Origin of the sequence: Sphingomonas sp. 28-62-11 (assembly GCF_002278865.1) — a bacterium.
GTDB lineage: Bacteria > Pseudomonadota > Alphaproteobacteria > Sphingomonadales > Sphingomonadaceae > Sphingomonas.
Window position 1 is genome coordinate 1 of sequence record NZ_NCGB01000051.1, and the last position, 23740, is coordinate 23740.

24 protein-coding genes are annotated in these 23740 nt (G+C 63.1%); 9 read left to right on the top strand and 15 right to left on the bottom strand.

What is annotated here, in order from left to right; genetic code table 11:
- Nucleotides 1-507 precede the first annotated feature (507 nt).
- Nucleotides 508-1995, top strand: coding sequence for a lipopolysaccharide biosynthesis protein (locus B7Y49_RS13685; protein ID WP_374128159.1), 1488 nt, complete (start codon nucleotides 508-510; stop codon nucleotides 1993-1995).
- A gap of 6 nt (nucleotides 1996-2001) precedes the next feature.
- Here the strand turns inward: B7Y49_RS13685 and B7Y49_RS13690 are convergent, their stop codons facing one another.
- A complete protein-coding gene (locus B7Y49_RS13690; protein ID WP_374128160.1) occupies nucleotides 2002-2430 on the bottom strand; it encodes a CBS domain-containing protein in 429 nt (142 codons plus the stop codon).
- 87 nt (nucleotides 2431-2517) lie between these two features.
- On the opposite strand from B7Y49_RS13690, the gene B7Y49_RS13695 reads away from it, so the two are divergent.
- Nucleotides 2518-2796: a hypothetical protein gene (locus B7Y49_RS13695; protein WP_374128161.1), complete on the top strand. Its 279-nt coding sequence runs from the start codon at nucleotides 2518-2520 to the stop codon at nucleotides 2794-2796.
- An 18-nt stretch (nucleotides 2797-2814) separates the two neighbouring features.
- On the opposite strand, the gene B7Y49_RS13700 is transcribed toward B7Y49_RS13695, so the two are convergent.
- The 6 genes from B7Y49_RS13700 to hisS form a co-directional block, all read right to left on the bottom strand.
- Nucleotides 2815-4413 (bottom strand): DUF4139 domain-containing protein, encoded by a 1599-nt coding sequence (locus B7Y49_RS13700; RefSeq protein WP_374128162.1) that lies wholly within the window; start codon nucleotides 4411-4413, stop codon nucleotides 2815-2817.
- A 2-nt stretch (nucleotides 4414-4415) separates the two neighbouring features.
- Nucleotides 4416-5816 carry a DUF4139 domain-containing protein gene (locus B7Y49_RS13705; protein WP_374128163.1) on the bottom strand — a complete coding sequence of 467 codons (1401 nt, stop codon included), beginning with the start codon at nucleotides 5814-5816 and terminating at the stop codon, nucleotides 4416-4418.
- A gap of 134 nt (nucleotides 5817-5950) precedes the next feature.
- Entirely contained in the window at nucleotides 5951-6964 is a 1014-nt protein-coding gene (locus B7Y49_RS13710) for a DUF4167 domain-containing protein (RefSeq protein ID WP_374128182.1), read from the bottom strand.
- 190 nt (nucleotides 6965-7154) lie between these two features.
- The gene (gene prmC / locus B7Y49_RS13715) at nucleotides 7155-7985 is read right to left on the bottom strand and encodes a HemK/PrmC family methyltransferase (protein ID WP_374128164.1); all 831 of its coding nucleotides are present in this window, start codon (nucleotides 7983-7985) and stop codon (nucleotides 7155-7157) included.
- A 198-nt stretch (nucleotides 7986-8183) separates the two neighbouring features.
- Nucleotides 8184-9263: a peptide chain release factor 1 gene (gene prfA, locus B7Y49_RS13720; RefSeq protein WP_374128165.1), complete on the bottom strand. Its 1080-nt coding sequence runs from the start codon at nucleotides 9261-9263 to the stop codon at nucleotides 8184-8186.
- A 127-nt stretch (nucleotides 9264-9390) separates the two neighbouring features.
- Nucleotides 9391-10635 carry a histidine--tRNA ligase gene (gene hisS, locus B7Y49_RS13725; protein WP_374128166.1) on the bottom strand — a complete coding sequence of 415 codons (1245 nt, stop codon included), beginning with the start codon at nucleotides 10633-10635 and terminating at the stop codon, nucleotides 9391-9393.
- Nucleotides 10636-10862: 227 nt separating this feature from the next.
- On the opposite strand from hisS, the gene B7Y49_RS13730 reads away from it, so the two are divergent.
- The 4 genes from B7Y49_RS13730 (at nucleotide 10863) to ppa (ending at nucleotide 15399) form a co-directional block, all read left to right on the top strand.
- On the top strand, nucleotides 10863-11690 hold the full coding sequence (locus tag B7Y49_RS13730; protein WP_374128167.1) for a sulfite exporter TauE/SafE family protein: 828 nt from the start codon (nucleotides 10863-10865) through the stop codon (nucleotides 11688-11690).
- Nucleotides 11691-11712: 22 nt separating this feature from the next.
- Nucleotides 11713-12837: a histidinol-phosphate transaminase gene (locus tag B7Y49_RS13735; protein WP_374128168.1), complete on the top strand. Its 1125-nt coding sequence runs from the start codon at nucleotides 11713-11715 to the stop codon at nucleotides 12835-12837.
- A gap of 90 nt (nucleotides 12838-12927) precedes the next feature.
- Nucleotides 12928-14844: a M61 family metallopeptidase gene (locus tag B7Y49_RS13740; protein ID WP_374128169.1), complete on the top strand. Its 1917-nt coding sequence runs from the start codon at nucleotides 12928-12930 to the stop codon at nucleotides 14842-14844.
- Between the two features lie 15 nt (nucleotides 14845-14859).
- On the top strand, nucleotides 14860-15399 hold the full coding sequence (ppa, locus tag B7Y49_RS13745) for an inorganic diphosphatase (RefSeq protein ID WP_374128170.1): 540 nt from the start codon (nucleotides 14860-14862) through the stop codon (nucleotides 15397-15399).
- On the opposite strand, the gene B7Y49_RS13750 is transcribed toward ppa, so the two are convergent.
- The 7 genes from B7Y49_RS13750 to ispG form a co-directional block, all read right to left on the bottom strand.
- Nucleotides 15396-15752, bottom strand: coding sequence for a TfoX/Sxy family protein (locus B7Y49_RS13750; protein WP_374128171.1), 357 nt, complete (start codon nucleotides 15750-15752; stop codon nucleotides 15396-15398). The genes ppa and B7Y49_RS13750 overlap by 4 nt on opposite strands.
- Nucleotides 15752-16234 carry a GNAT family N-acetyltransferase gene (locus B7Y49_RS13755; protein ID WP_374128172.1) on the bottom strand — a complete coding sequence of 161 codons (483 nt, stop codon included), beginning with the start codon at nucleotides 16232-16234 and terminating at the stop codon, nucleotides 15752-15754. The genes B7Y49_RS13750 and B7Y49_RS13755 overlap by 1 nt, the downstream gene beginning before the upstream one ends.
- Nucleotides 16231-17130, bottom strand: coding sequence for a DMT family transporter (locus tag B7Y49_RS13760; protein WP_374128173.1), 900 nt, complete (start codon nucleotides 17128-17130; stop codon nucleotides 16231-16233). The genes B7Y49_RS13755 and B7Y49_RS13760 overlap by 4 nt, the downstream gene beginning before the upstream one ends.
- Nucleotides 17127-17504 carry a type II toxin-antitoxin system VapC family toxin gene (locus B7Y49_RS13765; RefSeq protein WP_374128174.1) on the bottom strand — a complete coding sequence of 126 codons (378 nt, stop codon included), beginning with the start codon at nucleotides 17502-17504 and terminating at the stop codon, nucleotides 17127-17129. Before B7Y49_RS13765 ends, B7Y49_RS13760 begins: the two co-directional genes overlap by 4 nt.
- Nucleotides 17504-17749, bottom strand: a complete 246-nt coding sequence (locus B7Y49_RS13770; RefSeq protein ID WP_374128175.1) for an AbrB/MazE/SpoVT family DNA-binding domain-containing protein — start codon at nucleotides 17747-17749, stop codon at nucleotides 17504-17506. Before B7Y49_RS13770 ends, B7Y49_RS13765 begins: the two co-directional genes overlap by 1 nt.
- An 83-nt stretch (nucleotides 17750-17832) precedes the next feature.
- Nucleotides 17833-18147 carry a multidrug efflux SMR transporter gene (locus tag B7Y49_RS13775; RefSeq protein WP_374128176.1) on the bottom strand — a complete coding sequence of 105 codons (315 nt, stop codon included), beginning with the start codon at nucleotides 18145-18147 and terminating at the stop codon, nucleotides 17833-17835.
- 4 nt (nucleotides 18148-18151) lie between these two features.
- On the bottom strand, nucleotides 18152-19279 hold the full coding sequence (gene ispG, locus B7Y49_RS13780) for a flavodoxin/ferredoxin-dependent (E)-4-hydroxy-3-methylbut-2-enyl-diphosphate synthase (protein ID WP_374128177.1): 1128 nt from the start codon (nucleotides 19277-19279) through the stop codon (nucleotides 18152-18154).
- A 120-nt stretch (nucleotides 19280-19399) separates the two neighbouring features.
- On the opposite strand from ispG, the gene B7Y49_RS13785 reads away from it, so the two are divergent.
- The 3 genes from B7Y49_RS13785 to B7Y49_RS13795 are packed head-to-tail and all read left to right on the top strand — an operon-like array spanning nucleotide 19400 to nucleotide 22410.
- Nucleotides 19400-20560, top strand: coding sequence for an acyltransferase (locus B7Y49_RS13785; RefSeq protein WP_374128178.1), 1161 nt, complete (start codon nucleotides 19400-19402; stop codon nucleotides 20558-20560).
- Nucleotides 20557-21492 (top strand): isoaspartyl peptidase/L-asparaginase family protein, encoded by a 936-nt coding sequence (locus B7Y49_RS13790; RefSeq protein WP_374128179.1) that lies wholly within the window; start codon nucleotides 20557-20559, stop codon nucleotides 21490-21492. Before B7Y49_RS13785 ends, B7Y49_RS13790 begins: the two co-directional genes overlap by 4 nt.
- 36 nt (nucleotides 21493-21528) lie before the next feature.
- Nucleotides 21529-22410: a S1/P1 nuclease gene (locus tag B7Y49_RS13795; protein ID WP_374128180.1), complete on the top strand. Its 882-nt coding sequence runs from the start codon at nucleotides 21529-21531 to the stop codon at nucleotides 22408-22410.
- Between the two features lie 196 nt (nucleotides 22411-22606).
- Here the strand turns inward: B7Y49_RS13795 and B7Y49_RS13800 are convergent, their stop codons facing one another.
- On the bottom strand, nucleotides 22607-23629 hold the full coding sequence (locus tag B7Y49_RS13800) for an AraC family transcriptional regulator (protein ID WP_374128181.1): 1023 nt from the start codon (nucleotides 23627-23629) through the stop codon (nucleotides 22607-22609).
- Nucleotides 23630-23740: the final 111 nt, after the last annotated feature.

Genomic DNA, 23740 nt, shown 5'->3' on the forward strand with positions numbered 1-23740 from the left:
GTTCTGAGCCAGGATCAAACTCTCAAGTTTGATGTTCCTGAACGACCGGATGGAATGATCCGGACGAACAAGCTCATTTCAAGGAGCCATTCCTGCACAATTACATTCACTAGTGGATATGTAAATTGAGACATATGAGCCGGCCACCGGAGCAAGCCCCGCTGGACGTCCATATAGGAACGGCTTAATTTAACCGAGTATCGACGCCTTAAAACCGTCGAACCCGGAGCCGCCGCCCACATGTCCCTTCATCTAAACCGACAATGTCAAAGAGCGCAAAAGACCGACGCTTTCCCGTTCCTCTTTTTATCGAGGGCTGGGCTAGCGCCGAGGATTTGGTGACTGCAGAGGCGAACCGTGTGGTTCATCGCTGCGGTGGAGTGGCTTATATGGGTGGCTCCAACAGCCGTCAACGGCTTTTTGCAATTTTCTTACAAACCGCCCTGTACCCCGCAGGAATCCTAGGGTTTACGGCTCTGTAATCACCTTGGCGCATAGCATTTGGCCATGGAATCACCCGCCACCCCTTTGATTCGCGAGTCGGAATCACTGGCCGATCAGGTTCGCAGCGCCGTTATCTGGCGCTCAGGCAGCCAGATTGTCGCGCAGATGGTGCAATGGGGCGCCACCTTCATGGTGATTCGCATCCTGGCGCCTGCGGACTATGGCCTGTTCGCGATGACTCAGGTGGTCGTGCTGCTGCTCAACATGCTCAACGGCTATGGGCTGGCAAGCGGGTTGATTCGCCAGCCCAACGTGACCGAACGCGAAATACGTCAGCTGTTCGGCATGATTCTGCTCGTCAATCTGGGCCTTGCGGTGATCCAGCTGATCCTGGCCCCCATTGCCGCTGCTTATTACCGGCAGCCGATCATCGGCCAGATGTTGCAGGTGCAGGCCGTGATTTATGCAACCACGCCATTCATGGCGCTGGCCTATGCACTGCTCTCGAGATCAATGGACTTTCGTCGCCAGGCCCGGGTCAACATCTTATCGTCAATCGCCAGTGCTGCGGCGGCGCTTGGCGGTGCCATGGCCGGGTTCGGGGTGTGGACGCTGGTGATTGCGCCGATCGTGATGTTCGCCGTCCGCGCGGTCGGCCTGACGGTTGCGGCGCGATCACTGATGTGGCCGATCTTCGATTTTCGCGGCGCGGGGCATCTGGCGCGGTACGGCAGCGTGATGGCGGTCGGTCAGTTGCTCTGGTTCGTCGAGAGCCAGATGGACGTCTTCATCGCCGGGCGCGTGCTGGATCCGCACATGCTCGGCATTTACACGACCAGCCTGTTCCTCACCCAGATCTTCGTATCGAAGGTGGTGCCGCCACTGAACGAGGTCGCCTTTTCGGCCTATGCGCGCATGCAACATGACAGCGCCGCCATCGCCAGCGCCTTTGCGCGCAGCATCCGCGTGATCATGACCGCCGCTTTGCCCTTCTATATCGGGCTCGCCGTTACCGCCGAACCGATCGTGCTGACCATGTTGGGCGACAAATGGACCGAGGCGATCCCGATCGTTACGATTCTGGCCTGCGCCATGCCGTTGCTGACGATCCAGGTCCTCCTCGCGCCGGCGTGCGACGCGACCGGGCATCCCGGCATCAGCGTACGCAATGGCGCGACCGGCGCGCTATTGCTGACAACCGCTTATCTGATCGGCATCCGATGGGGGGTGATGGGCCTCGCCTGGTCATGGCTTGCCGCCTATCCGGTCTATCTGACGATCAGCCTGACACGGACGCTGCCAGTGATCGGGGTGACCGCCGACGCGTTGGGTCGATCGATCCAGCCGCCGCTGATTGCGGCAATCGCCATGGGGATCGGGGTGGTGATGCTCGATTCGGCGCTACCCTTGCTCGCCCCTCTGTTGCGACTCGCCATTCTGGTGAGCGCGGGCGGTGCAATTTATACGGGCTGGCTCGGCATATTCTCCCGTCCGGTCATCACCGAAATCGTCACGATCGTCCGTCGGCGACCACAGCCGATCGCCGCCTAAACATCGTCACGCCGTCTGGATGTAATCGCGCATCGCCGCCGCATCGGCCTCGATCCGGTCGATCCGATATTTGACAAGATCGCCGATCGAAACGACGCCGATGATCCGTCCGCTTTCGATCACCGGCAGATGGCGGATGCGCCGCCGCGTCATCAGCGATAGCGCGCCAATCACCGAATCACTTGGGCTGACGGTAATGGCGGGGGCGGTCATCACGTCGCCCACTTTGCGAGTGAGTGCATCGACACCGTGACTCTTCAGCGCATGAATGACATCGCGTTCGGAAAAAATGCCGGCCACATTGGGTCCGTCCATCACCGGCAACGCGCCGATTCGTTTTTCAGCCAGCAAGGCGGCGGCTTCCATCACGGTCTGGTGCGCGGTAACCGACAGAACATCACGTCCCTTGGTGCCCAGGATCGATGCAATCGTCATGCGATTCTCTCCTCCATCCGGCCCGTCGATGCGGGTACGGTATTATGTGCCCTTGAGGATTCCACTTTTTGCCGCCAATTGAAAGCAATGCCTGCAAATCCCCCCGGACTCGACGATCCCGATTATGCCGCCTTTGCCTGGGGACGGTACCGGATGATCATGCGTTGGATGACATTGGCGATGATCGTGATCGTCACGGGTGCCATCCTGTTGCTCGACTTTGTTTACGGGCCGCTATCCTGGATCACGATCGCCGCCGCCGTTGGTGGTTTTGGCGGCACGATTATGTTGACGGCAGCGCTGATGGGGCTGGTGTTCCTTAGTTCAGGCAGCGGCCATGACGAGCAGGTACGCCATATCGACTAGCAGTGACGATCAGCGATCCTAAGGACCGGACTTGATCGCATAGCTGACCGTCGCGCTGGCATTGGCGTCGACCGTGATCGGCAATCGCCAGCCTCCGGGTCCACGCTCGACGCCGGGCGGGCGATCAACGAGCTGGCCGGGCACCACGATTTCAGCGCGGACCGCCACCGGCCGCGCATTGGTGATGATGGCGCGCCATTCGCTCTGTTTCTTGCTCACCCGCGTGCGAGCCAGCGTCCATTGCACATCGGGGCTGGTGCCGGTGACGATCTCGATCTCCTCACCCACCGCGCGATCCTTCATCGGCTGCTCGCCGATCAGCAGATCCTCGCCGTCGCGCGGCGCGAACAGCGCGAGACCGCCTGCGGGCAGCGGTACGCCGAGGCCGTCGGTCGTTACATTTCGAGTGCGCAACAGCAGCGGCATCGGGCGCGGCGCCATCCCGCCGCTGTTCGCATTGGCCGAATAGACCCGCACAAAATTGGCGGCGGGCTGATCGATCATTGCCACCTGCTTCTGGCTTTGCGCGGCCAAGGTGACGCGGATGGGCACCCGGTAGAGTTTCAGATCGCCCAGTTCCTCCTGCGCGGCGATCACTGGCGCGGGCGGTGGCGGCGGGGGTGGCGGTGCGGCCATCATCGCCATCGGGGCATAGGCGCGCCGGGTTCGCGAGCCTGTGACGACGATCGATTCGTTATAATCTTCGGCATCGGCAAAGCTGCCGTCGAGCGCCCAGGGCAGCCGCCGAAACACCTGACGCGGATGCGTGCTGGTGATGTCCGCGGGCCAGCAGCGCAGCCGCAACGCCGGATCGGGACGGCGGAGCGGCGGGGCATTGGCCACTTTGTTCGGCCGCCCCGCAACCACCTGAAGCCGGGCATCGGCAAAGCTCTGCGACCCGCCATTGGCCACGGTCAACCAGGCGAACAAGCCCAGTTTTTCGCTATCGGCCGCCGTTCGCGCGACATAATTGGCACCCCAATCAAACCCCTGCGCCATATAGGTGAGCTGGACCGTCACGGTGAGCGCGCGCGTGCTGCTCGCCAGCACCGACAGGGTCGGGCGCGGGGTGAGCCCCGCCGGTACGCCGTCATAGCGCATCCGTTCGGGGAGCCCGCTGCAGCGAAGTGCTTCCACCCCATCCACCGTCGTCAGCACGACCCCGCCATTGGGGCCCGACTGGATGATCGCATCCTGCTCGACGACCTTGCCGGTCTTGCGGTGGGTGCGAACGAGGTGAACCTGTCGTTTGAGATAGGCATCGACCAGACCGGCGGGGGACAGTAACCGGGCATCGCGATTTTTTTCGCGCACGCCGTTCGGCAATCCAGTGACGATCGCGGTTTCAGGCAACAGCCCTTCGGCAACCCCTTCGAAGCGAATGACGCTGTCGCCCGCCGGAATCGTCACCGTTCGTGTTTCGCTGATCAGCGCATAGCCGCCCGGCCAACGCCGGTTCATCGGCCCCTGCCCGCGATTGGGATCACGGTAGACCGTCACCGACACATCGCGCGCATCCTCCGCCTGGACGGGCACGGGGACAGGTGCAGGACCTGCGCCCGGCAACACCGGCAGCAGCAGCGAGAACAGCATCAGGGGCAGCAACCTGCCAAGCATCGTCAGTACCGCGTGTCGAAGGTCGCCGTCACATCGATGGTGCCATTGGCGGGCACTGGCACTTTCCACTCGATCCGGTCCGCCGATACGCGTTCGCCGGTGATGCTTTGCGCCGCGATCCGCACATCCCCATACAGCCCGGACTGGGCAAGATCGACCACCACCGGCGCGGGCCGGGCGTTGGTCACCGTATAGCGCATCTTGGTCTGCCAGCGCCGGTTGGAGAGCTTGGTGCGTTCCTCGACGATCGTCTTCACCTTTACGTCGAACGCCTCGCCGATCCGCAGCGCCATCGCCGATCCCATCGGGGTATGATCGATCCGGGTTTCGCCGATGAACTGGGGCTCGCCGCGGGCATCGCGCAAATAGACGCGGATCGTCCCGGCCGGGAGCTGATCGCCCAGCCCGCCATCGCGCGAGGTGGAGAATTTGATCGCGGTCGTCGCGCTTTGCGGCACGTCGCTCGCACCCAGCCAGCCATTGACGAATTCATAGGCCTTGCGGGCGGGCGCGCCCTTCACGTCGAGGAAACTGACCTGTTTTTGCTGGGCATTGGCAATCGTCGTCCGCTGGGCGAGCGGATAGAGATAAAAATCGCCGAGCCGCTCGCGCGTGCCACTTTCCGTCCCCGCTGCCTCAAGCGAGTCGCTGAGCGCGGCGAACCGGTTCTGCCCGCCCCCGACCGCGCCTGCGACCAGCAGGGTCTTGGCATTGGCAAAGCTGGTGCCGGTATTGTTGGTGAGCGTGACCCAGCCCTGCATATCGATGGCGTTCTTCACCTCATCGAACAACGCGACATAATCGCTGGTCCAGCCGAGCCCCGGCGTCAGATAGCTGAGCCGGGCCGATACCGGGCCTTCGCGCGTCGCATCCACCGTCACGCTCAAGGTCGGGCGGGCGCGCAGATTTTCGGGCACGCGGTCAAACACCACTCGCACTGGCAGGCCATCATCGCGCAGCACCTCGATCCGCTGACCGATCTGGAGAACGATGCCGCCATTGGCCGCAAGCACGCGCGCCTGTTCGCGCGTTTCGGCACCCGTGGCGGGGTTGGTGCGCACGATCGTGACGATCTTGCCGACCGCTTTTTCCATCAACTTGTCGGGCGACAGCAGATCATAATCGAAATTCTGTTCGACTACGCCGAGCCCGGCCCCGGCAAGCGTCACCGTTTCCGGCCTTATCTGGGCGGACACATCGGGAAATTCCTGGCGCGATCGCCCGGCGGGTACGGTGATCTGGCGCACATCCTGCACCAGCGCGAGATTGTTGTTATAGATCGTAACCGCCACTTCGCCCTGGGCGGAGCGATCGACATTATCCTGGGCCAGGGCGGCTGTCGCGATCAGCATCGGCGCCGTGACGCACCCCATCGCCCGGATCGTCGCGGTTAGCGTGCGCATGACAGCCTCTCCCGATTGCTTTGGGCTATGCTAGAGTCGACTGTCGGGCGGTCAACCGCTCAAACGCTTCGGCCCATAAAAATGCGGCGGACCGTTGGGCCCGCCGCTAAATTACTGACAAATTTTGCCAAAGATTACTCGGCCGGGCTGGCCTCGGTCACGGCTGCCTTGCGCCGACGGCGCGGTTTTTCCTCTGCCGGCTCAGCATCATCGGGAACAATTGCCGACAGGCTCAGCGAGGGCGGCAGGCGATCCGCGTCAATGGCGATATCGTCGTCTGCATGCTGGGGCGTCTCGGCGACCGGCAAGGCGCGACGCGGACGTCCACGCCGGGGACGATCGGCTTCGTCATCATTGCGAGGTGCGGGTGCGGCCTCGACATTCTGTTCAGGCTGATAGCCCTGATCGACCTGCGGGCGGCGTGCCGGGCGATCGGCACCGTCACGCGGTGCCGCATCACGCTGGCCGTTACCGCGGCTGCCATTGGCATCGCGATTGCTGCCATCGCGGTTGCCGCCATCGCGCTGCTGATCACGATTCTGGTCACGCCCATTGGCGCGATTACCATCACGGTTGCCGCTCTCACGCTGGCCTTCTCGTTGGCCTTCTCGTTGGCCGTCACGCTGCCCGTCACGCTGGGAGTCGCGATTGCCGGCATCGCGGCCATTCTGACGATCGCCCCGATCGCTGCGTTCGACGCGATCATTTCCCCGGTCGCCCTGATAGGGATCGACCCGGTCATCGGCCATGCCTTCGACATTGCCGTCGAAATCCTCGTCATCGCCATCTTCGAATTGGTCGTTCGGGCCACGGCGCGGCTGATTTTCCTCAAAGCGCGAGCGCGTTTCGGCAAGTACGCGGAAATAATGATCGGCAAATTGCAGATAATATTCAGTGTTGACGCGGTCGCCCTGCATCTGGGCGTCACGCGCCAGCGTCTTGTATTTCTCAAGCAGCTGGGCCGCATTGCCGCGTGCCCGATTATCGATGCGATTGCCGTTTTCGGGACCACGCCCGGGATTGCCACCACCTTGCGAGCGCTGCCCGCCACGACCGCGACGGCGGCCGGCTTGACGATTGTTGATCAAGTCCTGTTGTCCTCGTGCCTTAAATTCAAAACCGGCGTCGCTCCGTAGATGCGGATGCATGGCGCGCCGACCCCGACCACCGGGATCGACAGCGTCTGCCACGGCCACCGGACGACAGCGGCTTCATGACGAAGGATCTGGGCAACCGCCCATTTTCAACCACCAATGTCGAAAATGCGTGCCCCTGCTCATTTAATAGCCGCGCTCGCCCTTTTCTCCAAGCGGAATTATGTGACAATTCGTGTTTGCGTCATCGCGCGATAATGGCGCGTGGCCGCCCCGACAGATCACAGCGCAGCGATGCCGCCATGCCCTGCTGGTCGACCAAGCCGGAGACGGCTTCTGCCTGCATATGGCCGATCTCAAGCACGGCGATCCCGCCCGGCGTTAGCAGTCGCGGCAGTTGGGGAATGATGATCCTGTAATCGTCGAGCCCGTCGGGGCCGGCAAAGAGCGCCTCGGCCGGTTCATAGGCGGCGACATCGGCGGGAAGCGGTTCGGCAGTGCCAATATAAGGCGGGTTGGCGAGGACCAAATCGAAACGCTGGTCAATACCATTGGCCCAATCGCCGAGCGCAAAGCAGGCGCGATCGGCAAGCGACAGGCGGTCAGCATTGGCCTTCGCCATCGCCAGCGCCGTTTCCGACCGGTCAATGCCGACCCCGGTCGCCTGTGGCCATAGCGCCAGCGCGGCAAGCAACAATGTCCCCGGCCCAGTGCCGAGATCGAGGATCGTCGCCGGGCCAGCCGCCCCGAAATGGTCGAGCGCCGCCTCGATCAGCGTTTCGCTGTCGGCGCGCGGGATGAGCGCGCCGGGGCCGACGGCGATGTCGATCGTCCAGAAGGCGCGGGTGCCGGTGATATAGGCGATCGGTTCATGCGTGAGGCGGCGGGTGAGGAGCGCGGCAAACGCGGCGGGGGTGGGGGCGTCGAGATGGCGGAGGAGGAGATCCTCGCGGGTGATGCCGAGCGCATGCGCCATCAGGAGTTCAGCGTCGAGGCGGGGGGTGTCGCTTGTTTGGGCAAGCGCAAGAGCCGCCTCAGCCAACACCTGCCGACAGGTAAGCCCTTGCACAATCATTCGTCACCCCGGACTTGTTCCGGGGTCCACCGCGCCTCGGCCACCGCAACGCGATTTGATGGGTGGGCCCCGGAACAAGTCCGGGGTGACGGTTGAGAGGATCGGCATGCGCCGTGGCAGAGCCACGTCGTCGAACAGGGCCGTTGGCCCCGCCGGCCGCGCTTGGACGAGTCTTGCCGACACAGGCGGCAAGCCGCCCTACGCGGCATCCAGCGTCGCCAACCGCTCCGCCTCATCCTCGGCGATCAGCGCGCCGAGCAGTTCGTCCATATCGCCCTGCAGGATTTCAGGCAGGCGGTGCAGCGTCAGGTTGATGCGGTGATCGGTCACCCGCCCTTGCGGGTAATTATAGGTGCGGATCCGTTCCGACCGGTCCCCGGAGCCGACCATCGATTTGCGCGCACCTGCCCGCTCGGCATGCAACCGTTCACGCTCGGCCTCATAGAGCCGTGTGCGCAGCACCTTCATTGCCTTGGCCTTGTTCTTGTGCTGCGATTTTTCATCCTGCTGGATCACCGTCAGCCCGGTCGGGATATGGACGATCCGCACCGCGCTGTCGGTGGTGTTGACCGATTGGCCGCCCGGGCCGGACGAGCGATAGATATCGATCCGCAAATCCTTGTCGTCGATCTTCACATCGACTTCCTCGGCCTCGGGCAGCACCGCGACGGTCGCGGCTGAGGTGTGGATGCGCCCGCCCGCCTCGGTCGCGGGCACGCGCTGGACGCGGTGCACGCCGCTCTCGAATTTCAACCGCGCGAACACGCCCTGCCCGTTCACGCTGGCGATCACTTCCTTATAGCCGCCGAATTCGCCGGGGCTCGCCGAGATCAGCTCAACCCGCCAGCCCTGATTATCGGCATAACGCTGGTACATGCGGAACAGATCGCCCGCGAACAAAGCCGCCTCGTCACCGCCGGTGCCGCCGCGAATTTCAAGCATCGCCGCGCGTTCATCCGCTGCATCGCGCGGTAGCAGCGCCAGCGCCAGCGCGCGCTCAGCTTCCGGCAGGCGCAGCTTGATATCGGCGATTTCCTCGCGCGCCATGTCGCGGATTTCGGCATCGCTGTCGGGCGAATCAACCAGCCCGTCGAGCACGCCCAGTTCTGCCCGCAACCGCCGCACCTCGCATGCGGCCTTCACTACGGGCTCTAGCTCGGCATATTCCTTCGACACCGCGACGAAGCGGTCCGACGGCAAATCGCCCGTCGCCATCAGCGCCTGTAGCTCATCCCGGCGCGCGGCAATCTGCGCGATGCGTTCGGGGGAGATGCTCACCGGCTCCTCCCGCCTTGATCCGTCACCCCCGCGAAGGCGGGGGTCCCGCTGCCTTCGAGCTCCACCCGCGATGCAGCATAAGCTGGATTCCCGCCTTCGCGGGAATGACGGGGTGTGGGGGCAACAATCATTGCACGGCCGCCAATAGATCAGCGAGGGCCACCAGCCGCTGGTCGCCCGTGCCCAGATGTTTCAGTGCCACCTGTCCAGCGGACGCCTCACTCTCGCCGATAATCGCTGCATAAGCGGCACCCGCCGCATTCGCCTTCGTCATGCGTCGTTTGAAATTGCCGGCGAACGCCATGTCGGTAACGATCCCGCCAGACCGAAGCAGCGCCAGCACGCGCATCGCAAAATCTGCCTCGCTTGCGCCCATCGGCACGACCACGACTACCGGTGTATCGGCAACAGGCTCCGCCACCAGCATCGCCAGCCGTTCGATCCCCGCCGCCCAGCCGACCCCAGCCGTAGGGTTACCGCCAAGGCTCTCGATCAGCCCGTCATAGCGCCCGCCTGCCAGCACTGTCCCTTGCGCGCCGAGCCGATCGGTGACGAATTCGAACGCGGTGTGGCGGTAATAATCGAGCCCACGCACCAGCGTATCGTTCCGCGTCCACGCCACGCCGGCGGCATCCAGACCGTTGGTGACGTTTTCGAAAAACGCACCCGCCTCGCTCGTAAGATACCCGTCGATCCCCGGCGCGGAATCGGCGATCGGCCGGTCGCGCGGGTCCTTTGAATCGAGGATGCGCATTGGATTCTTGGCCAGCCGCGCGATGCTGTCCTCGCTCAACTCACCACGATGCGCCTCGAAATGCGCGACCAGCGCCCCGCGCCACGCGTCGCGCGTTTCGGCATCGCCCAGAGTGTTAAGCTGCAAGGTCACGCCATCCGATATGCCCAGCTCGCGGATCAACTGATCGGCCATCACCAGCAGTTCGACATCGGCGGCAGGTTCGCTCGCGCCGATCACTTCGGCATCGATCTGGTGAAACTGGCGATAGCGCCCCTTTTGCGGGCGTTCATAGCGGAAGACGGGCCCGTGGGTGACGATCTTCAGCGGCGCATATTGCTGCCACCCCTCGGTCAGGAACGCGCGCGCAATGCCGGCGGTGAATTCCGGCCGCAGCGTGATCGAATCACCGCCGCGATCCTCGAAGGTGTACATTTCTTTCGAGACGACATCGGTGGTTTCGCCGAGCGAGCGCGCGAACACGGCAGTCGATTCGAACACCGGCAGCTCGACGCGCTGGAAGCAGTAAAGTTTGCAGACGCGTTCGAACGCGTCGACGACCCGCGCGAAACGGCGCTGGTCCTCTCCGAATATATCCTGCGTCCCGCGAATGCGGTTGGGCGTTTCGATGCGAGCCATTCTCGCGCGTTGTCTAAGCGAGGATTTTCGCGAATGCCAGTCCTTCCCATCGCGGATGTTCCCATATCGGTAATCGCGATTGACTCGACCGCGCCGCCCGCGCAACATTCGAACAACTGGGGACGATACGATCCCTGGCATGCGTCGCAGGAACCACACCGCTGGCCCCCGTCAGCGGCGGAGTGTTTAGTAATGCCAGCGTCCTCGCTCCTCCCTGAGCCACGCCGATGACCGGCCTGCTCGCCTCCTGGCTGCCGGGATTGGTCGCGCTCTTGGTCGCCGGGTTGCTGGCGGGGTTTGCCGCCGGGATATTCGGCATCGGCGGGGGCTTTGTTGTCGTGCCCGCACTGATCGCGCTGCTACCGGTGTTGGGTGGCGATCCGGCCGAGTACGCCCATGTCGCGATCGGCACGTCGCTGGCGACGATCGTATTCACCTCGCTGCGATCGGTGCAGGCACATGCCCGGCACGGCGCGGTTGATTTCGACATATTGAAAAGCTGGGCGCCGTGGATCGTCTTGGGGGTCGGCGCGGGCATCTTGCTCGCGCGGCTGATCGACGGGCGCGGCCTGACCTTGATCTTTGCGGTCGGCGTCTTTGCCATGTCGACCCACTTCATCGCACCCTGGATCGGCAACCGCCCGATGAGCGACCGCATGCCGACGGGCGTAATGCGCGCATCGATCGCCGGCGGGCTCGGCACCTTTTCATCGCTGCTCGGCATTGGCGGCGGGACGATCGCGGTGGTGGTGATGACCTTGTGTGGGCGGTCGATTCACCGGGCGATCGCAACCGCAGCGGGGCTTGGCTTCGTCATCGCCGTGCCCGGAACCATCGGCTTTGCGATCATCGGCATGGGCGTTCCCGATCTGCCGATGGGATCGCTCGGTTACGTCAACGTGCCCGGTGCCGCGATCATCGCCTGCACATCAATGCTTACAGCACCACTGGGGGCCGCCGCCGCGCATAGCCTGCCCGCTGCACCGCTCAAGCGCGTGTTTGGCCTGTATTTGTTGTTCGTATCCGTCATCATGTTCCGCAACGCCTGGTTCTAACCAACACCTAAGGAGACGCCCGATGGAAATTTCCCGCCGTAACCTGATGCTGGGGGCAACCGCCGTCCCCCTCGCCACCGCTCTTGCCGCGCCAGCTTTCGCCCGCCCGACATCGCCGGCGCCGGCGATGATCGGCGGAATGTTCGGCCCAAAGGACGGCATCGCGCGGCTGGGGCTCAACGAAAACCCCTATGGCCCCAGCGCCAAGGCCCAGCTCGCCGCCGAAGCCGCGACCGCCAAGGGCGCCTATTATGCCGACACCGCCACCGGGGTGCTGACCAAGATGATCGCCGAGAAATATGGCGTGCTGCCTGAACAGGTTGTGATCGGCACCGGCTCGGGCGAAGTGCTCAACGCCATCGCGCTCGCGTGGAAGCCCAAGGGCGCTTATCTTGGCGCCGAGCTGTTCTGGGATACCACCGCCAAATGGGGTGTGAAGCTAGGCGCGACGCTTAAGACCGTGCCGATGACCGCGGGGATGGAAGTCGATCTGCCGGGCATCGCCGCGGCCGTGGATGACAGCATCGGCCTCGTCCATATCGTCAACCCCAACAATCCTACCGGGCTGTTGATCGACGGCAATGCACTGCGCGGCTTCATCAAGACCGTCGCGCCCAAAAAGACCGTGCTGATCGACGAAGCGTATAACGAGCTGGTGGTCGATCCCGATTACAGCTCGATGATCGATATGGTCCGCGCCGGACATGACGTTATCATCACGCGGACCTTCTCGAAGATTTTCGGCATGGCCGGGATGCGGATCGGCTATGCGATTTCGAGCCCCGCGAATGCCGCGCTGATCCGCCGCTATATGATGACATCGCTCAACGCCGCCGGACTTGCTGCCGCGATCGCCTCGTTCGAGGAAGAGAGCTTCAAGAGCTTTTCCAAGGGCAAGATTACCGAAGCGCGCGAGATGATCGCGGCGTCCGCCAAATCGGCGGGACTCGAGCTGCTGACGCCATCGGCGAACTTCGTCTTCGTGAAGGTCGCCGATGCCAATGCGGTGCAAAAGGCGATGGCAGCGAAGGGCGTGATGATCCGCGGCGCTTACGGCAAATGGACGCAGTGGTCACGCGTGTCGACCGGCCGGATCGAGGATGTCGCACGCTATTGCAAGGCGCTGCCCGAGGCGGTTGGCGCCTGAGTTGCGGTTGATCATGGGGGGTGGACGATAAGGAGCGGCGCTGCTTTAACCACGCCGTCACATTACATCCTGTCGAAAGCCCCCCGTCCGATGATCCGTCTGCTTTCCGTAACGGCGATGCTGCCCGCCATGTTGTGCGTCGCCACCCCCGCGCTTGCCGAGAATTCGAAGCCCCAGCCGGTGCCGCATGTCGATCGCATTCCGGCGGCGCAGGACATTCCCTATCCCGGCACGATCACGCTGAATATAGACGCAACCGATACGCGCCAGGGCATTTTCCGCGTGAAGGAAGTCATGCCGGTGGCCAAGCCCGGGCCGATGGTGCTGCTGTTCCCGAAATGGCTGCCGGGCAATCACTGGGCTTCAGGGCAGATCGAAAAGCTTGGCGGGTTGAAGATCAGCGCCGGAGGCAAGCCCATCGCTTGGACGCGCGATCCGGTCGACGTGTTCGCCTTTCACATCACCGTTCCAGAAGGCGCGAGTGCGATCGATATCGATCTGCAGTTCCTGTCGGCAACCGCGACCAACCAGGGTCGCGTCGCGATGACGCAGAACCTGCTAAGCCTGCAATGGAATTCGATGAGCCTGTATCCCGCCGGCTATTTCACCCGGCAGATTCCGGTGCAGGCGGTGGTGACCTATCCCGAAGGCTGGACGGCCGCGTCTGCGCTGACGGCGACAGTGAACGGTCCTGTCTATACCTATGAAAAGACCAACTACGAAGTGCTGGTCGATTCCCCGGTGGTGGCCGGGCGCTATTATAAAGCGTTTCCGCTCTCACCGCGCGTCACGATCGACGCTTTTGCCGATACACCGGCGCAACTCGTTGCGAAGGACGCGCAGATCGATGCGCACAAGAGGCTGGTCGAACAAGCGGTGAAATTGTTCGGTGCGCAGCATTACGACAATTATCATTTCCTGTTCACCATCTCCGACGAACTTGGCGGCATCGGGCTCGAGCATCACCGATCGTCCGAAGATGGCGTGAAGCCCGGCTATTTCACCGAATGGGAAACCAGCATGCCTTCGCGCAATTTGCTGCCGCACGAATATGTGCACAGCTGGGATGGCAAATTCCGCCGTGGGGCCGACCTGTGGACCCCCGATTTCCGCACGCCGATGCGCGACAGTCTTTTGTGGGTCTATGAGGGCCAGACGCAGTTCTGGGGCTATGTGCTCCAGGCGCGATCAGGCATCGTCAGCAAGGCCGATACGCTAGATGCCTATGCGATGATCATGGCCAATCTCGATACGTCGAAAGCGCGCCAGTGGCGGCCGCTGGTCGATACCACCAACGACCCCATCATCGCCGCGCGCAAGCCCAAGGCGTGGACGAGCTGGCAGCGATCGGAGGATTATTACAACGAAGGCCTGCTGATCTGGATGGAAGTCGATTCGATCCTGCGCAAACAGACAAAGGGCAAGAAATCGATGGACGATTTCGCCCGTGCGTTTTTCGGTATCAATGACGGTGACTGGGGCCAGGTGACCTATACGCTCGACGATGTCGTCACCACGCTGAACGGGATCACGCCTTATGACTGGCAGGCATTCCTGACGACGCGGATTACCGAAACCGGCGCGCCCGCCCCGATTTCGGGCTTTGCCGCCAATGGCTATACCCTGGTCTACACCGAAACGCCGACCGCCTATTTCAAGGCGAACGAGAAAGGACGCACAATCACTGACCTCAGCTATTCATTGGGGATGGTAATCGGCAAGGGTGCGGAAATCAGCGCGATCACCTGGGATGGCCCAGCCTATCAGGCAGGGCTGACGGTCGGGCGGACGATCACCGCCGTCAACGGCTTTGCCTATACCGCGGAAAAACTAAAGGAAGCCATCACCGCCGCGAAGGCAACCAGTGCCCCCATCGAACTGCTCGTCAAGAATGGCGAACGGATCGAGCGCTTTGCAATCGACTATCACGGCGGACTACGCTACCCGCGCCTCGAAAAAATCGGCACCGGAGAGGGTGGCCTCGATCGGCTTTTGGCAGCGAAATAGGAAGATCACGATTCTATGCGTATCGACATGGTTCCGGTGGGTGATGACGTTCCCAACAGCCTGAACGTCATCATCGAAGTGCCGGTCGGCGGCGAGCCGGTGAAATATGAGTTCGACAAGAAATCCGGCGCGTTGTTCGTCGATCGAATCTTGCACACACCAATGCGGTACCCGGCCAATTACGGCTTCATCCCGCATACATTATCGCCCGATGGCGATCCGCTCGACGCGCTGGTGGTTGCCCGCTCGCCCTTCATTCCCGGGTGCATCGTGCGCGTACGCCCGATCGCGGTGCTGTTCCTTGAAGACGAAGCCGGTGGCGATGAAAAGCTGCTGACCGTGCCGGTCGACGCAACCTTCCCTTATTATTCAAACGTCGACGAACATCATGATCTGCCTGAGATTGTGATGCAGCAGATCGAGCATTTCTTCACCCATTACAAAGACCTGGAGCCCAAGAAATGGGTGCGCGTCGGCAAATGGGGCGGCGCCGACGAAGCCCGCCGGATCGTTATCGAAGCGGTCGAGCGCGCTGAGGCGAAGAAGACGGCTTAGGTCTTTTTGCGGGGTTTGCGGGCGGGTGCCCGCTGCCCCGCCGCCACCGCGATCATCGCCCAGTCGCGCATTGCATCGGCATCGTCATACACATCGTCGGGCGCGCGGCGGTAATTCATCGATCCTTCGCGACCCTCCCCCATCTGAAAAGTAAAGCGGGGGCAACCGGCTTCATCCCACTGCGCATCGCTGGTTGCATCGGCCTTGAACCACAACAAATCGTCAGCGACGATCGCAAAGATCGTGCCATCGAGATAAAGCGTCGCCCCGCCCATCATCGCGCGCCGGGTAACGGTGCCCATTGGGGCGAGCGCCTCCTCCACCCAGGCGATCAGGCCGGCATCGACCGCCATCAGGCCTCCGCCGCCAACCGCGCCAGCGCATCACCCGAAACCCGGCAGGTGCGCCATTCTTCCATCAGCTCGGCCCCCATCGCACGATAGAAATCGATCGCGGGCGTGTTCCATGTCAGCACCTGCCATTCGAACCGGGCGCAGCCGCGTTCGACCGCGACTGCCGCCAGCCGCTGGAGTAGCGCCTTGCCGATCCCCAGCCCGCGCGCTTCTGGCGTTACATAGAGATCCTCCAGATACAGCCCGCGCCAGCCGGTCCAGGTCGAGAAGTTATGGAAAAACAACGCGAGGCCAACGGGGGCGCCATCGACTTCGGCGATCAGCGCCTCGGCGGCCGGCGTGGCGGCGAACATCGCGTCGTGGAGCAACGCCTCGGTCGCGACGACCTTGTCGAGCGCGCGTTCATAGATTGCCAGCTCGCGCACGAGATGCAGAATCACGGGCACATCGGCTGCGGTAGCAAAGCGGATCACATGCGTCATGCGGCAGCCTCGGTCTGTGGGGCGGGTGCCGCCTTGCCGCGCACCGCCAGCACGCACCCGCTAATAATCAACACCGTGCCGATCACGGTATAGATGGACACGCGTTCATCAAACACCAGATAGCCGAGGATCGCGGCCCAGACGAATGCGGTATATTCGACCGGCGCCAGCACCTGCGCCTCGGCCCGGCCATAGGCCCAGGCGAGTGCCATTGCCGAGATCGACCCCAAGACCGCCGACGCACCAATGGCGGGCAGTTGCCCGACGGCGGGAACGCTCGCGAGCCACGGCGCGCCAACCAGCAACAGCCCCCCAAGCACGATGCTGGTGAAAAGCGCCACCTCGAGCGGATCGGCGACCTGCGCTTGCTGGCGCAGCAGGATCAGACTGTAGGCATAGAAGATCGACGCCGCAAAGATCGCGATCGAGCCGAGCACATGCGCGGTTGATGCCTGCGCCTGCACCTCGCCCGCCGCAATCGCCAGTACGCCGAGACTGGCCACCACCGATCCCAGAATCGCCGCGCGCCTGATCCTCTCCCCCAGCAGGGCGGCCGCAAAATACAGCGCGATCAGCGGGGCGAGGAAGGTAAGCGCCACCCCTTGTGCCATCGGCACGCGCACCAGCCCCCAGAAGAACAGCAACACTGAAAAACCCGCCGTCGCGCCGCGCATCAGATGTAGCTTCAATGCCGCCGGTTCGGGCCAGGGCCGCCGTCGCGCGACAAATACAATGCCGAGCAGCATCACCCCGACCACCGAGCGCCACAAAACCGCGCTGTACGCACCGCTTTCGATGCTCAGCCCTTTCATCAGGGCATCCATGACTGAATAGGTCGCGATGCCGCCCGACGCGACCGCAAATGCAAACGCGGCAGAAGTTGGACGCACGCTCAACGGATCAGGCGAATGTCGACGCCGATATCGGCCTTCGCCATCTGTCGATTGGCGGTCAGGATCGGCAACGCGCTGATGTGCCCCTGCGCAAGGCACGCTCGATCGCCCAACGACAGGCCGAGGTGCATCGTTAGTGGGCGCAAGCGTGCCGCTTCCATCGCCTGCGCCTCATGAAATGCCATGATGGTGATGCCATAGGACAGCAGAATGGCTTTGGTCCCCTCGATATTGCCACCGGCCTCAGCCGCTTTGGTCAATACCTCGCACAGATTAACGATCGACACTTCTGCCCCACGAACGACGGGCTCGACCGCTGTTGCGCCCGGTTCATCCAGTAACAGGGCGAGCAGCGCTGAACTATCGAGCACGACCATCAGCCCGTTGCAGCGTCATTACGGCGATCCGCGATGAAATCGTCAACCGTGAATGGCGTCTTGAGCATGGCACGAAACGCCCGCTGCCCCTCTGCGATAACCTGTGCATGGGTTTTGATCGACAGGCTGCCCGCCGCGTCGCGCGCGATGACCACCGTATCGCCATCGGCAATACCCAGTTCGCGACGCAGCTCGGCGGGGATGACGATCTTGCCACCCGCAATAACCTTTGCCTGATAGGTCATAAGATCACCTTTCGTGCCCATGGCCTATCATGGTAACCAATGTCCTGACTAGGTCGCATTGGTCACACTCAGTCCAAAAAGGCTCAATGCGCCAGCTTCAACCCTACGATGCACGCGACCAGCCCAAACAGCAGGAGGATTCGGACGACGCTGATCGTCTCTTCGCCGGTTACAACGCCCACCAGCACGGTACCCACTGCACCGATACCAACCCACACCGCATAGGATGTGCCCAGCGGAATCGTCTTCGCTGCCTTTTCCAGCAGCGTGAAACTGAGAAAGGCACAGACGAAGAACCCGGCGTTCCAGCCAAGATTCTTGAAGCCATCGGTATAGCGAAGGCAGGTGGTGAAGCCGACCTCAAACAGACCGGCGAGTACGAGCAACAGCCAGGCCAAGGCCCTATTCCGCCGCCTCGACGAGTTTCGACTGATCCGCTGCGTCGATCTCCGCTGCCTTGGCCTCGACGAGCTTGACGATGTGCTCGATCATGTCCTCGCTCTGCACGGTATGATCCGTCACGCCCGACAGATAGACCATGTGCTTGCCATTGCCGCCGCCGGTCAGCCCGATATCGGTTTCGCGTGCTTCGCCGGGGCCGTTGACGACGCAGCCGAGCACTGAGAGCGACATGGGCGTACGGATATGCTGAAGCCGTTCCTCGAGCGCCTGCACCGTGCGGATGACGTCAAAACCCTGCCGCGCGCAGCTGGGGCAGCTGACGACGCGCACGCCGCGATTGCGGATACCGAGCGCCTTCAGAATCTCAAAGCCGACGCGGACTTCATCCTCGGGTTCCGCCGAGAGAGAGACGCGAATCGTGTCGCCGATGCCATACCAGAGCAGCGTGCCGAGCCCGATCGCCGACTTTACCGTACCACCAACAAAGCCGCCTGCCTCGGTGATGCCGAGATGCAGCGGGCAATCGACGGCTTCGGCCAGTTGTTGATAGGCGGCGACCGCCAGGAAGAAATCGGACGCCTTCACCGCGACCTTGAATTCATGAAAATCATGGTCCTGCAGCAGCTTGATATGATCGAGTGCGCTTTCGACCAGCGCATCGGGGCAAGGCTCGCCATATTTTTCGAGCAGGTCCTTTTCGAGGCTGCCGCCGTTCACACCGATCCGGATCGCGCAGCCATTCGCCTTGGCGGCATTAACGACTTCCTTCACCCGTGCGGCCGAGCCGATGTTGCCGGGGTTGATACGAAGGCAGGCAGCACCCGCATCAGCGGCTTCCAGCGCACGCTTATAGTGAAAATGGATGTCGGCCACGATCGGCACCCGGCTGGCGCGGACGATCTGTTTCAGCGCGGCGGTGCTTGCCTCGTCCGGACAGGACACGCGGATGATATCCACACCGGCATCCTCGCAGCGGCGGATCTGATCGATCGTTGCCTTCGCATCATCGGTCGGTGTGTTCGTCATCGTCTGCACCGTCACCGGCGCATCGCCGCCGACGGGCACGTTGCCGACCATGATCTGGCGGCTCTTGCGACGGGTAATATCGCGCCAAGGGCGAAGCGACATGGCAAAGTTCCTCAAACGGTTCGCTTTCGATATAGCGTTGCCATCCCCGCGCGTCGATACGATAGCGAGGCCGAACACGAACCGGCGTCGGCAAAACGGCACAACCGGCAGGAGAACAGGGTGGGCCGACATTACGGGATGGATTGGCTGCGGATCGGCGCGTTCGGCCTGCTGATCTTCTACCATATCGGTCTGGTGTTCGTGCACTGGGGTTATCACGCCAAAACCGCGCACCCGATGGAATGGGTCGCAGTGCCACTCCAAGCCGTGAATGCGTGGCGATTGCCGCTGCTGTTCGTCGTGTCGGGCTATGCGAGCCGAGCGATCTTCGCCGGCGATCCGCGGCCCGGCGGTTTTGCCTGGGGACGCACCAAACGGTTGATTGTCCCATTGCTGTTCGGCGTGATCATGATCGTCCCCCCGCAACCCTGGATCGAGCTGACCACCCAGCATGATTATGCAAAGGGCTTCCTGCATTTCTGGGCGTTCGATTATTTCCGTTTCGGCACGTTGGACGGCATCGTTCTTCCGACGTGGCAGCATCTGTGGTTCGTCGGCTATCTGTGGTTTTACACGATCCTGCTGACGCTGGGGATCGCGCTGACGCCCAGGGTCGCGCGCAGGTGGATCGGCGAAATCGCCGGGCGCGTTTTGGCGGGGCCGCTGATCCTGATCGTGCCAATGGCGCTGCTGATCGCCAACTGGAGCTACGCCTTTCCCGGCGCGCGCGAAACGCACGCCTTTTTCGACGACTGGCAGGTCCACCGCGTCTATTTCCCCATGCTGCTATTCGGTTTTCTGCTCCGCGACAGCGAACGGGTGTGGCGCGCGATCCGGACGTGGTGGTGGGTCGGCGGGCTGATGGCGGTGGCCGGCTATTCCTATATCGTCAGCGTTGAGGTCGGCTATCCGGGCAACATCCCCACGCCCCGCAACGTGTGGTATCTGTTCGGCTGCGCACGCGCGATCCAGTGCTGGGGGGCGATCGTCGCGCTGATCGCGATTGCCGATCGCTGGTGGAATCATGACCACCGGCTGCGCCCGATGCTCAACGAAGCGGTGTTCCCGTTCTATATGATCCACCAGACGATCATCGTTGTCGTGGCGGGCGCCTTGCTTGCCTATGGTCTGGGGGCAGCAACCGAATTCGTGATCATCCTGGCGGCGACCGTGATGGGATGCTGGGCATTTTACCGGATCGGGCGCGAGATTGGCTGGCTTCGGCCGTTGATCGGCCTTCGCAAGCGCCGGCCGGCTCCGGTTGACGGTTCAGCCCGATGAGCACCGATGCGGATCGCTGGACGCTGATGATCCATGGCGGCGCGGGCATTTTGCGGCCTGACACGCTTTCGCCCGAGCAATCCGCCGGGGCGCGGGCCGGGCTTGGGGCGGCGCTGGATGCGGGGTCGGCGATTCTGCGCGCCGGTGGCGATGCGATCGATTCCGTCGAAGCGGCGGTGCGGGTGCTGGAGGATGATCCGCACTTCAACGCGGGGCGCGGCGCGGTGCTGGGCTTTGACGGGCAAATCTCGCTCGATGCGGCGATTATGGACGGGCGTGATCGGCGCGCCGGATCGGTGGCGGGCGTGTCGACTGTCCGCAACCCCGTCTCCCTCGCCCGTGCGGTGATGGCCACCACCCCGCATGTGATGTTGAGCGGGGCCGGCGCGGAAGAATTTGCCCATGAACAGGGCATCGAGGCCGCTGACGAGGACTGGCTGGTCCTCCCCGAACGCCGCACGCAACTGGCCGAACTGCGGGCCAAGCCGGAGGGCTGGTTCGATGCCGAGATGAAATACGGCACCGTCGGCGCAGTCGCCTGCGATGCGCACGGCCATGTCGCCGCTGCCACCTCAACGGGTGGGGTGACTGGCAAACGCTGGGGCCGGGTGGGCGATACGCCGCTGATCGGGGCTGGGACCTATGCCGATGATCGCGCCTGTGCCGTATCCGCCACCGGGGCGGGCGAATTTTTCATCCGCGAATCGGCAGGGCACGAGATCGCCGCGCGGATGCGAATGCTCGGCGAGGATGCGGCGACCGCTGCCGACGCGGTGATCGCGGGCGTCGTCGCGCTGGGCGGTACAGGGGGGGTGATCGTCGCGACGCCTGCGGGTGACGCGGTGTGGCGCTTTTCGACGCCGGGCATGTACCGGGCCTACACGGATGCGCAGGGCGCGCGGACGATCGCAATCTTTGGCGCCGAGATTTAGCTTCCAGCCGTCCCATTCGCTGGTTAGGGGCGAAGCATGATCCGCCCGCTCATCCTTTTCGTCGCGGCGCTCTCGCTGCTGATCCACGGCCCCGCCCAGGCTTATGGCCGCTATGCCCACGGCGCAATTGCGCGCATCGCGCTGGCCAACGCCAAACCGGCGACCCGCGCCGCCGTCAGTGCGATGCTCGCCCGCACCGGACTGCTCGAAACGCCGACTTGCCCTGCCAAAACGCCCGAGGATGCGAGCGTCTGGCCCGATTGCATCCGGGCAATGGGCGACCGGTTCAACTATACCGGGCCGTGGCATTATCAGAATGTCGATATCTGCAAGCCGTTCGACCTGACCAGCGCCTGCGCCAACGGCAATTGCGTCTCCGCCCAGATCGACCGGCAGGTAAAGCTGATCCAGGATCGATCGATCCCGCTGCGCGAAAAAATCGCGGCGACAGTGTTCCTGATCCACTTCGTCGGTGATCTGCACATGCCGCTGCACGCAGGCGACCGCAGTGATCGCGGCGGCAATGACGTGCGGGTCGCTTATGGCCTGTACGCGCCGGAGCGGCTGAACCTGCACGGCGTGTGGGACGGGGCGATTGCCGAGCGCGCGCTTACGACGCCGCCCTCGCTCGAGCGCCGCTATGCCGATGCCGAGCGCGCCGCCATCACCGCCGGGACAGTGGCCGACTGGAGCCGCGAAGCCTGGACCGTCAGCCGCGACACCGCCTATGCACTCGCGCAAGGCGGCGATCCGTGCGGACCGAAACCAACCGGGCGGGTGACGCTGACCAACGAGTCGCTTGCCAAGGCGGTCGAACCGCAACGCCTACAAATCGAACGCGCATCGCTGCGGCTGGCGCGGTTGCTCGATGAAGCCTTCGATCCGGCACGGGCGTTCACGCCGAAACCGCGGGACTGAGGCTTACCCCGCCGAGGTGAAGTTGCGGAAGTTGCGGGTCTCCATCACTTTTTCGCAGGCCGGTTTTCGGGTTGGCAAACCGGCATGTTATCGACGCGTTCAAAGAGCGGTCGGAAGCGTAGCATATTGAAGTAATGTAGGAAAATTGCGGCTTGGCTGTGGCCATATCGCGCTTGATCTTCCCTCATTCCAACCATCACCCCGCCGCCCTCGCCAGCCGCACGTCGCGCGGGCTTTTCCCGGTCCAGCGTTTGAAGGCGCGGGAGAAGGCGGCGGGTTCGGAGAAACCGACCAGATAGGCAGTCTCGTTGACCGAGACTCTGCCGCCCGAGAGGTATCGCAGCGCCATCCGGTGACGTAGCCCGTCGAGCAGCTGTTCATAGCTGGCATCTTCGGATTTCAACTTGCGGAACAGGGTCTGGCGGCTGAAGCCGAGCGCCCGGGCGACGCCGTCGGCGCTTGCCTCACCCGTATGCAGCAGCGGTAGCAGAACCGCCTCAACCCGGCCGCTGACGGTCTTCTGGTCTTCAAGCACCTGCAACAGGCCGTCGGCCCGCTGGGTGAGGACATCGAAAACATAGCGGGGCTGTAGCGCGACTGGCCAGGTGGCAATTTGCGGATCGAGCCGCATAGCGTTCCACGGGCTGGAGAAGGTGACCGGGCATTTAAAAATGCGATCATATTCGGCCCGATAAGCGGGTGCCGGATGGGTGACCTGAACCTCCAGCACATGCGGCTTGGGCAGGAAGCGGCGCGGGCCGCAGACCAGCCGAGCGAAGGCGCCTTCGGTGAGTTCCGGAAACACGTCTGGATTGGTGCGAGTGTCGACCATCCACAATTGCCCTTCGCGCATGGTCATCTCAAAGCGCGGCCCTTCACTGAGGCCTTCGGTCTCCAGCGTCAGCCGCCCGAGCCGCTGCATCTGGGCAAAGGCATCGGCCATCGTGGCCGAGGCGTTCATGATCAGCCCGACGATCGACAGTTCAGCCAGATCGACAGCCTCACCGAAATGCAGCGCCAACGCCGGATCATCGCACAGATCCTGCGCCGAGCGCATCAGGGCGATATAGGTATCGAACGGCAGGCGGTGGTCGGCATCCTCGATGTCGGTGGGCAGCACGCCAGCGCTGGCCATCAGTTCCGCGCGATCCGCGCCTCGCTCGACAGCGAATGCGATCAGGCCAGCGGCCACCCCGGCCGAAACGGTCAGATTGGACATCGAACGGGCCCCAAATGTTACAAATGATCATGCGCGCGATACGCACGGCCATGGCACCTGACCCGCGTATCGACAAATAGGGTTTCATGACATTCCGAATTGCCATTTCAT

Coding starts and splice junctions, on each gene's coding strand:
- B7Y49_RS13685 (WP_374128159.1), top strand. CDS start 508: ATGGAATCACCCGCCACCCCTTTGATTCGCGAGTCGGAATCACTGGCC.
- B7Y49_RS13690 (WP_374128160.1), bottom strand. CDS start 2,430: ATGACGATTGCATCGATCCTGGGCACCAAGGGACGTGATGTTCTGTCG.
- B7Y49_RS13695 (WP_374128161.1), top strand. CDS start 2,518: ATGCCTGCAAATCCCCCCGGACTCGACGATCCCGATTATGCCGCCTTT.
- B7Y49_RS13700 (WP_374128162.1), bottom strand. CDS start 4,413: ATGCTTGGCAGGTTGCTGCCCCTGATGCTGTTCTCGCTGCTGCTGCCG.
- B7Y49_RS13705 (WP_374128163.1), bottom strand. CDS start 5,816: ATGCGCACGCTAACCGCGACGATCCGGGCGATGGGGTGCGTCACGGCG.
- B7Y49_RS13710 (WP_374128182.1), bottom strand. CDS start 6,964: ATGCATCCGCATCTACGGAGCGACGCCGGTTTTGAATTTAAGGCACGA.
- prmC (WP_374128164.1), bottom strand. CDS start 7,985: ATGATTGTGCAAGGGCTTACCTGTCGGCAGGTGTTGGCTGAGGCGGCT.
- hisS (WP_374128166.1), bottom strand. CDS start 10,635: ATGGCTCGCATCGAAACGCCCAACCGCATTCGCGGGACGCAGGATATA.
- B7Y49_RS13730 (WP_374128167.1), top strand. CDS start 10,863: ATGACCGGCCTGCTCGCCTCCTGGCTGCCGGGATTGGTCGCGCTCTTG.
- B7Y49_RS13735 (WP_374128168.1), top strand. CDS start 11,713: ATGGAAATTTCCCGCCGTAACCTGATGCTGGGGGCAACCGCCGTCCCC.
- B7Y49_RS13740 (WP_374128169.1), top strand. CDS start 12,928: ATGATCCGTCTGCTTTCCGTAACGGCGATGCTGCCCGCCATGTTGTGC.
- ppa (WP_374128170.1), top strand. CDS start 14,860: ATGCGTATCGACATGGTTCCGGTGGGTGATGACGTTCCCAACAGCCTG.
- B7Y49_RS13750 (WP_374128171.1), bottom strand. CDS start 15,752: ATGGCGGTCGATGCCGGCCTGATCGCCTGGGTGGAGGAGGCGCTCGCC.
- B7Y49_RS13755 (WP_374128172.1), bottom strand. CDS start 16,234: ATGACGCATGTGATCCGCTTTGCTACCGCAGCCGATGTGCCCGTGATT.
- B7Y49_RS13765 (WP_374128174.1), bottom strand. CDS start 17,504: ATGGTCGTGCTCGATAGTTCAGCGCTGCTCGCCCTGTTACTGGATGAA.
- B7Y49_RS13770 (WP_374128175.1), bottom strand. CDS start 17,749: ATGACCTATCAGGCAAAGGTTATTGCGGGTGGCAAGATCGTCATCCCC.
- ispG (WP_374128177.1), bottom strand. CDS start 19,279: ATGTCGCTTCGCCCTTGGCGCGATATTACCCGTCGCAAGAGCCGCCAG.
- B7Y49_RS13790 (WP_374128179.1), top strand. CDS start 20,557: ATGAGCACCGATGCGGATCGCTGGACGCTGATGATCCATGGCGGCGCG.
- B7Y49_RS13795 (WP_374128180.1), top strand. CDS start 21,529: ATGATCCGCCCGCTCATCCTTTTCGTCGCGGCGCTCTCGCTGCTGATC.
- B7Y49_RS13800 (WP_374128181.1), bottom strand. CDS start 23,629: ATGTCCAATCTGACCGTTTCGGCCGGGGTGGCCGCTGGCCTGATCGCA.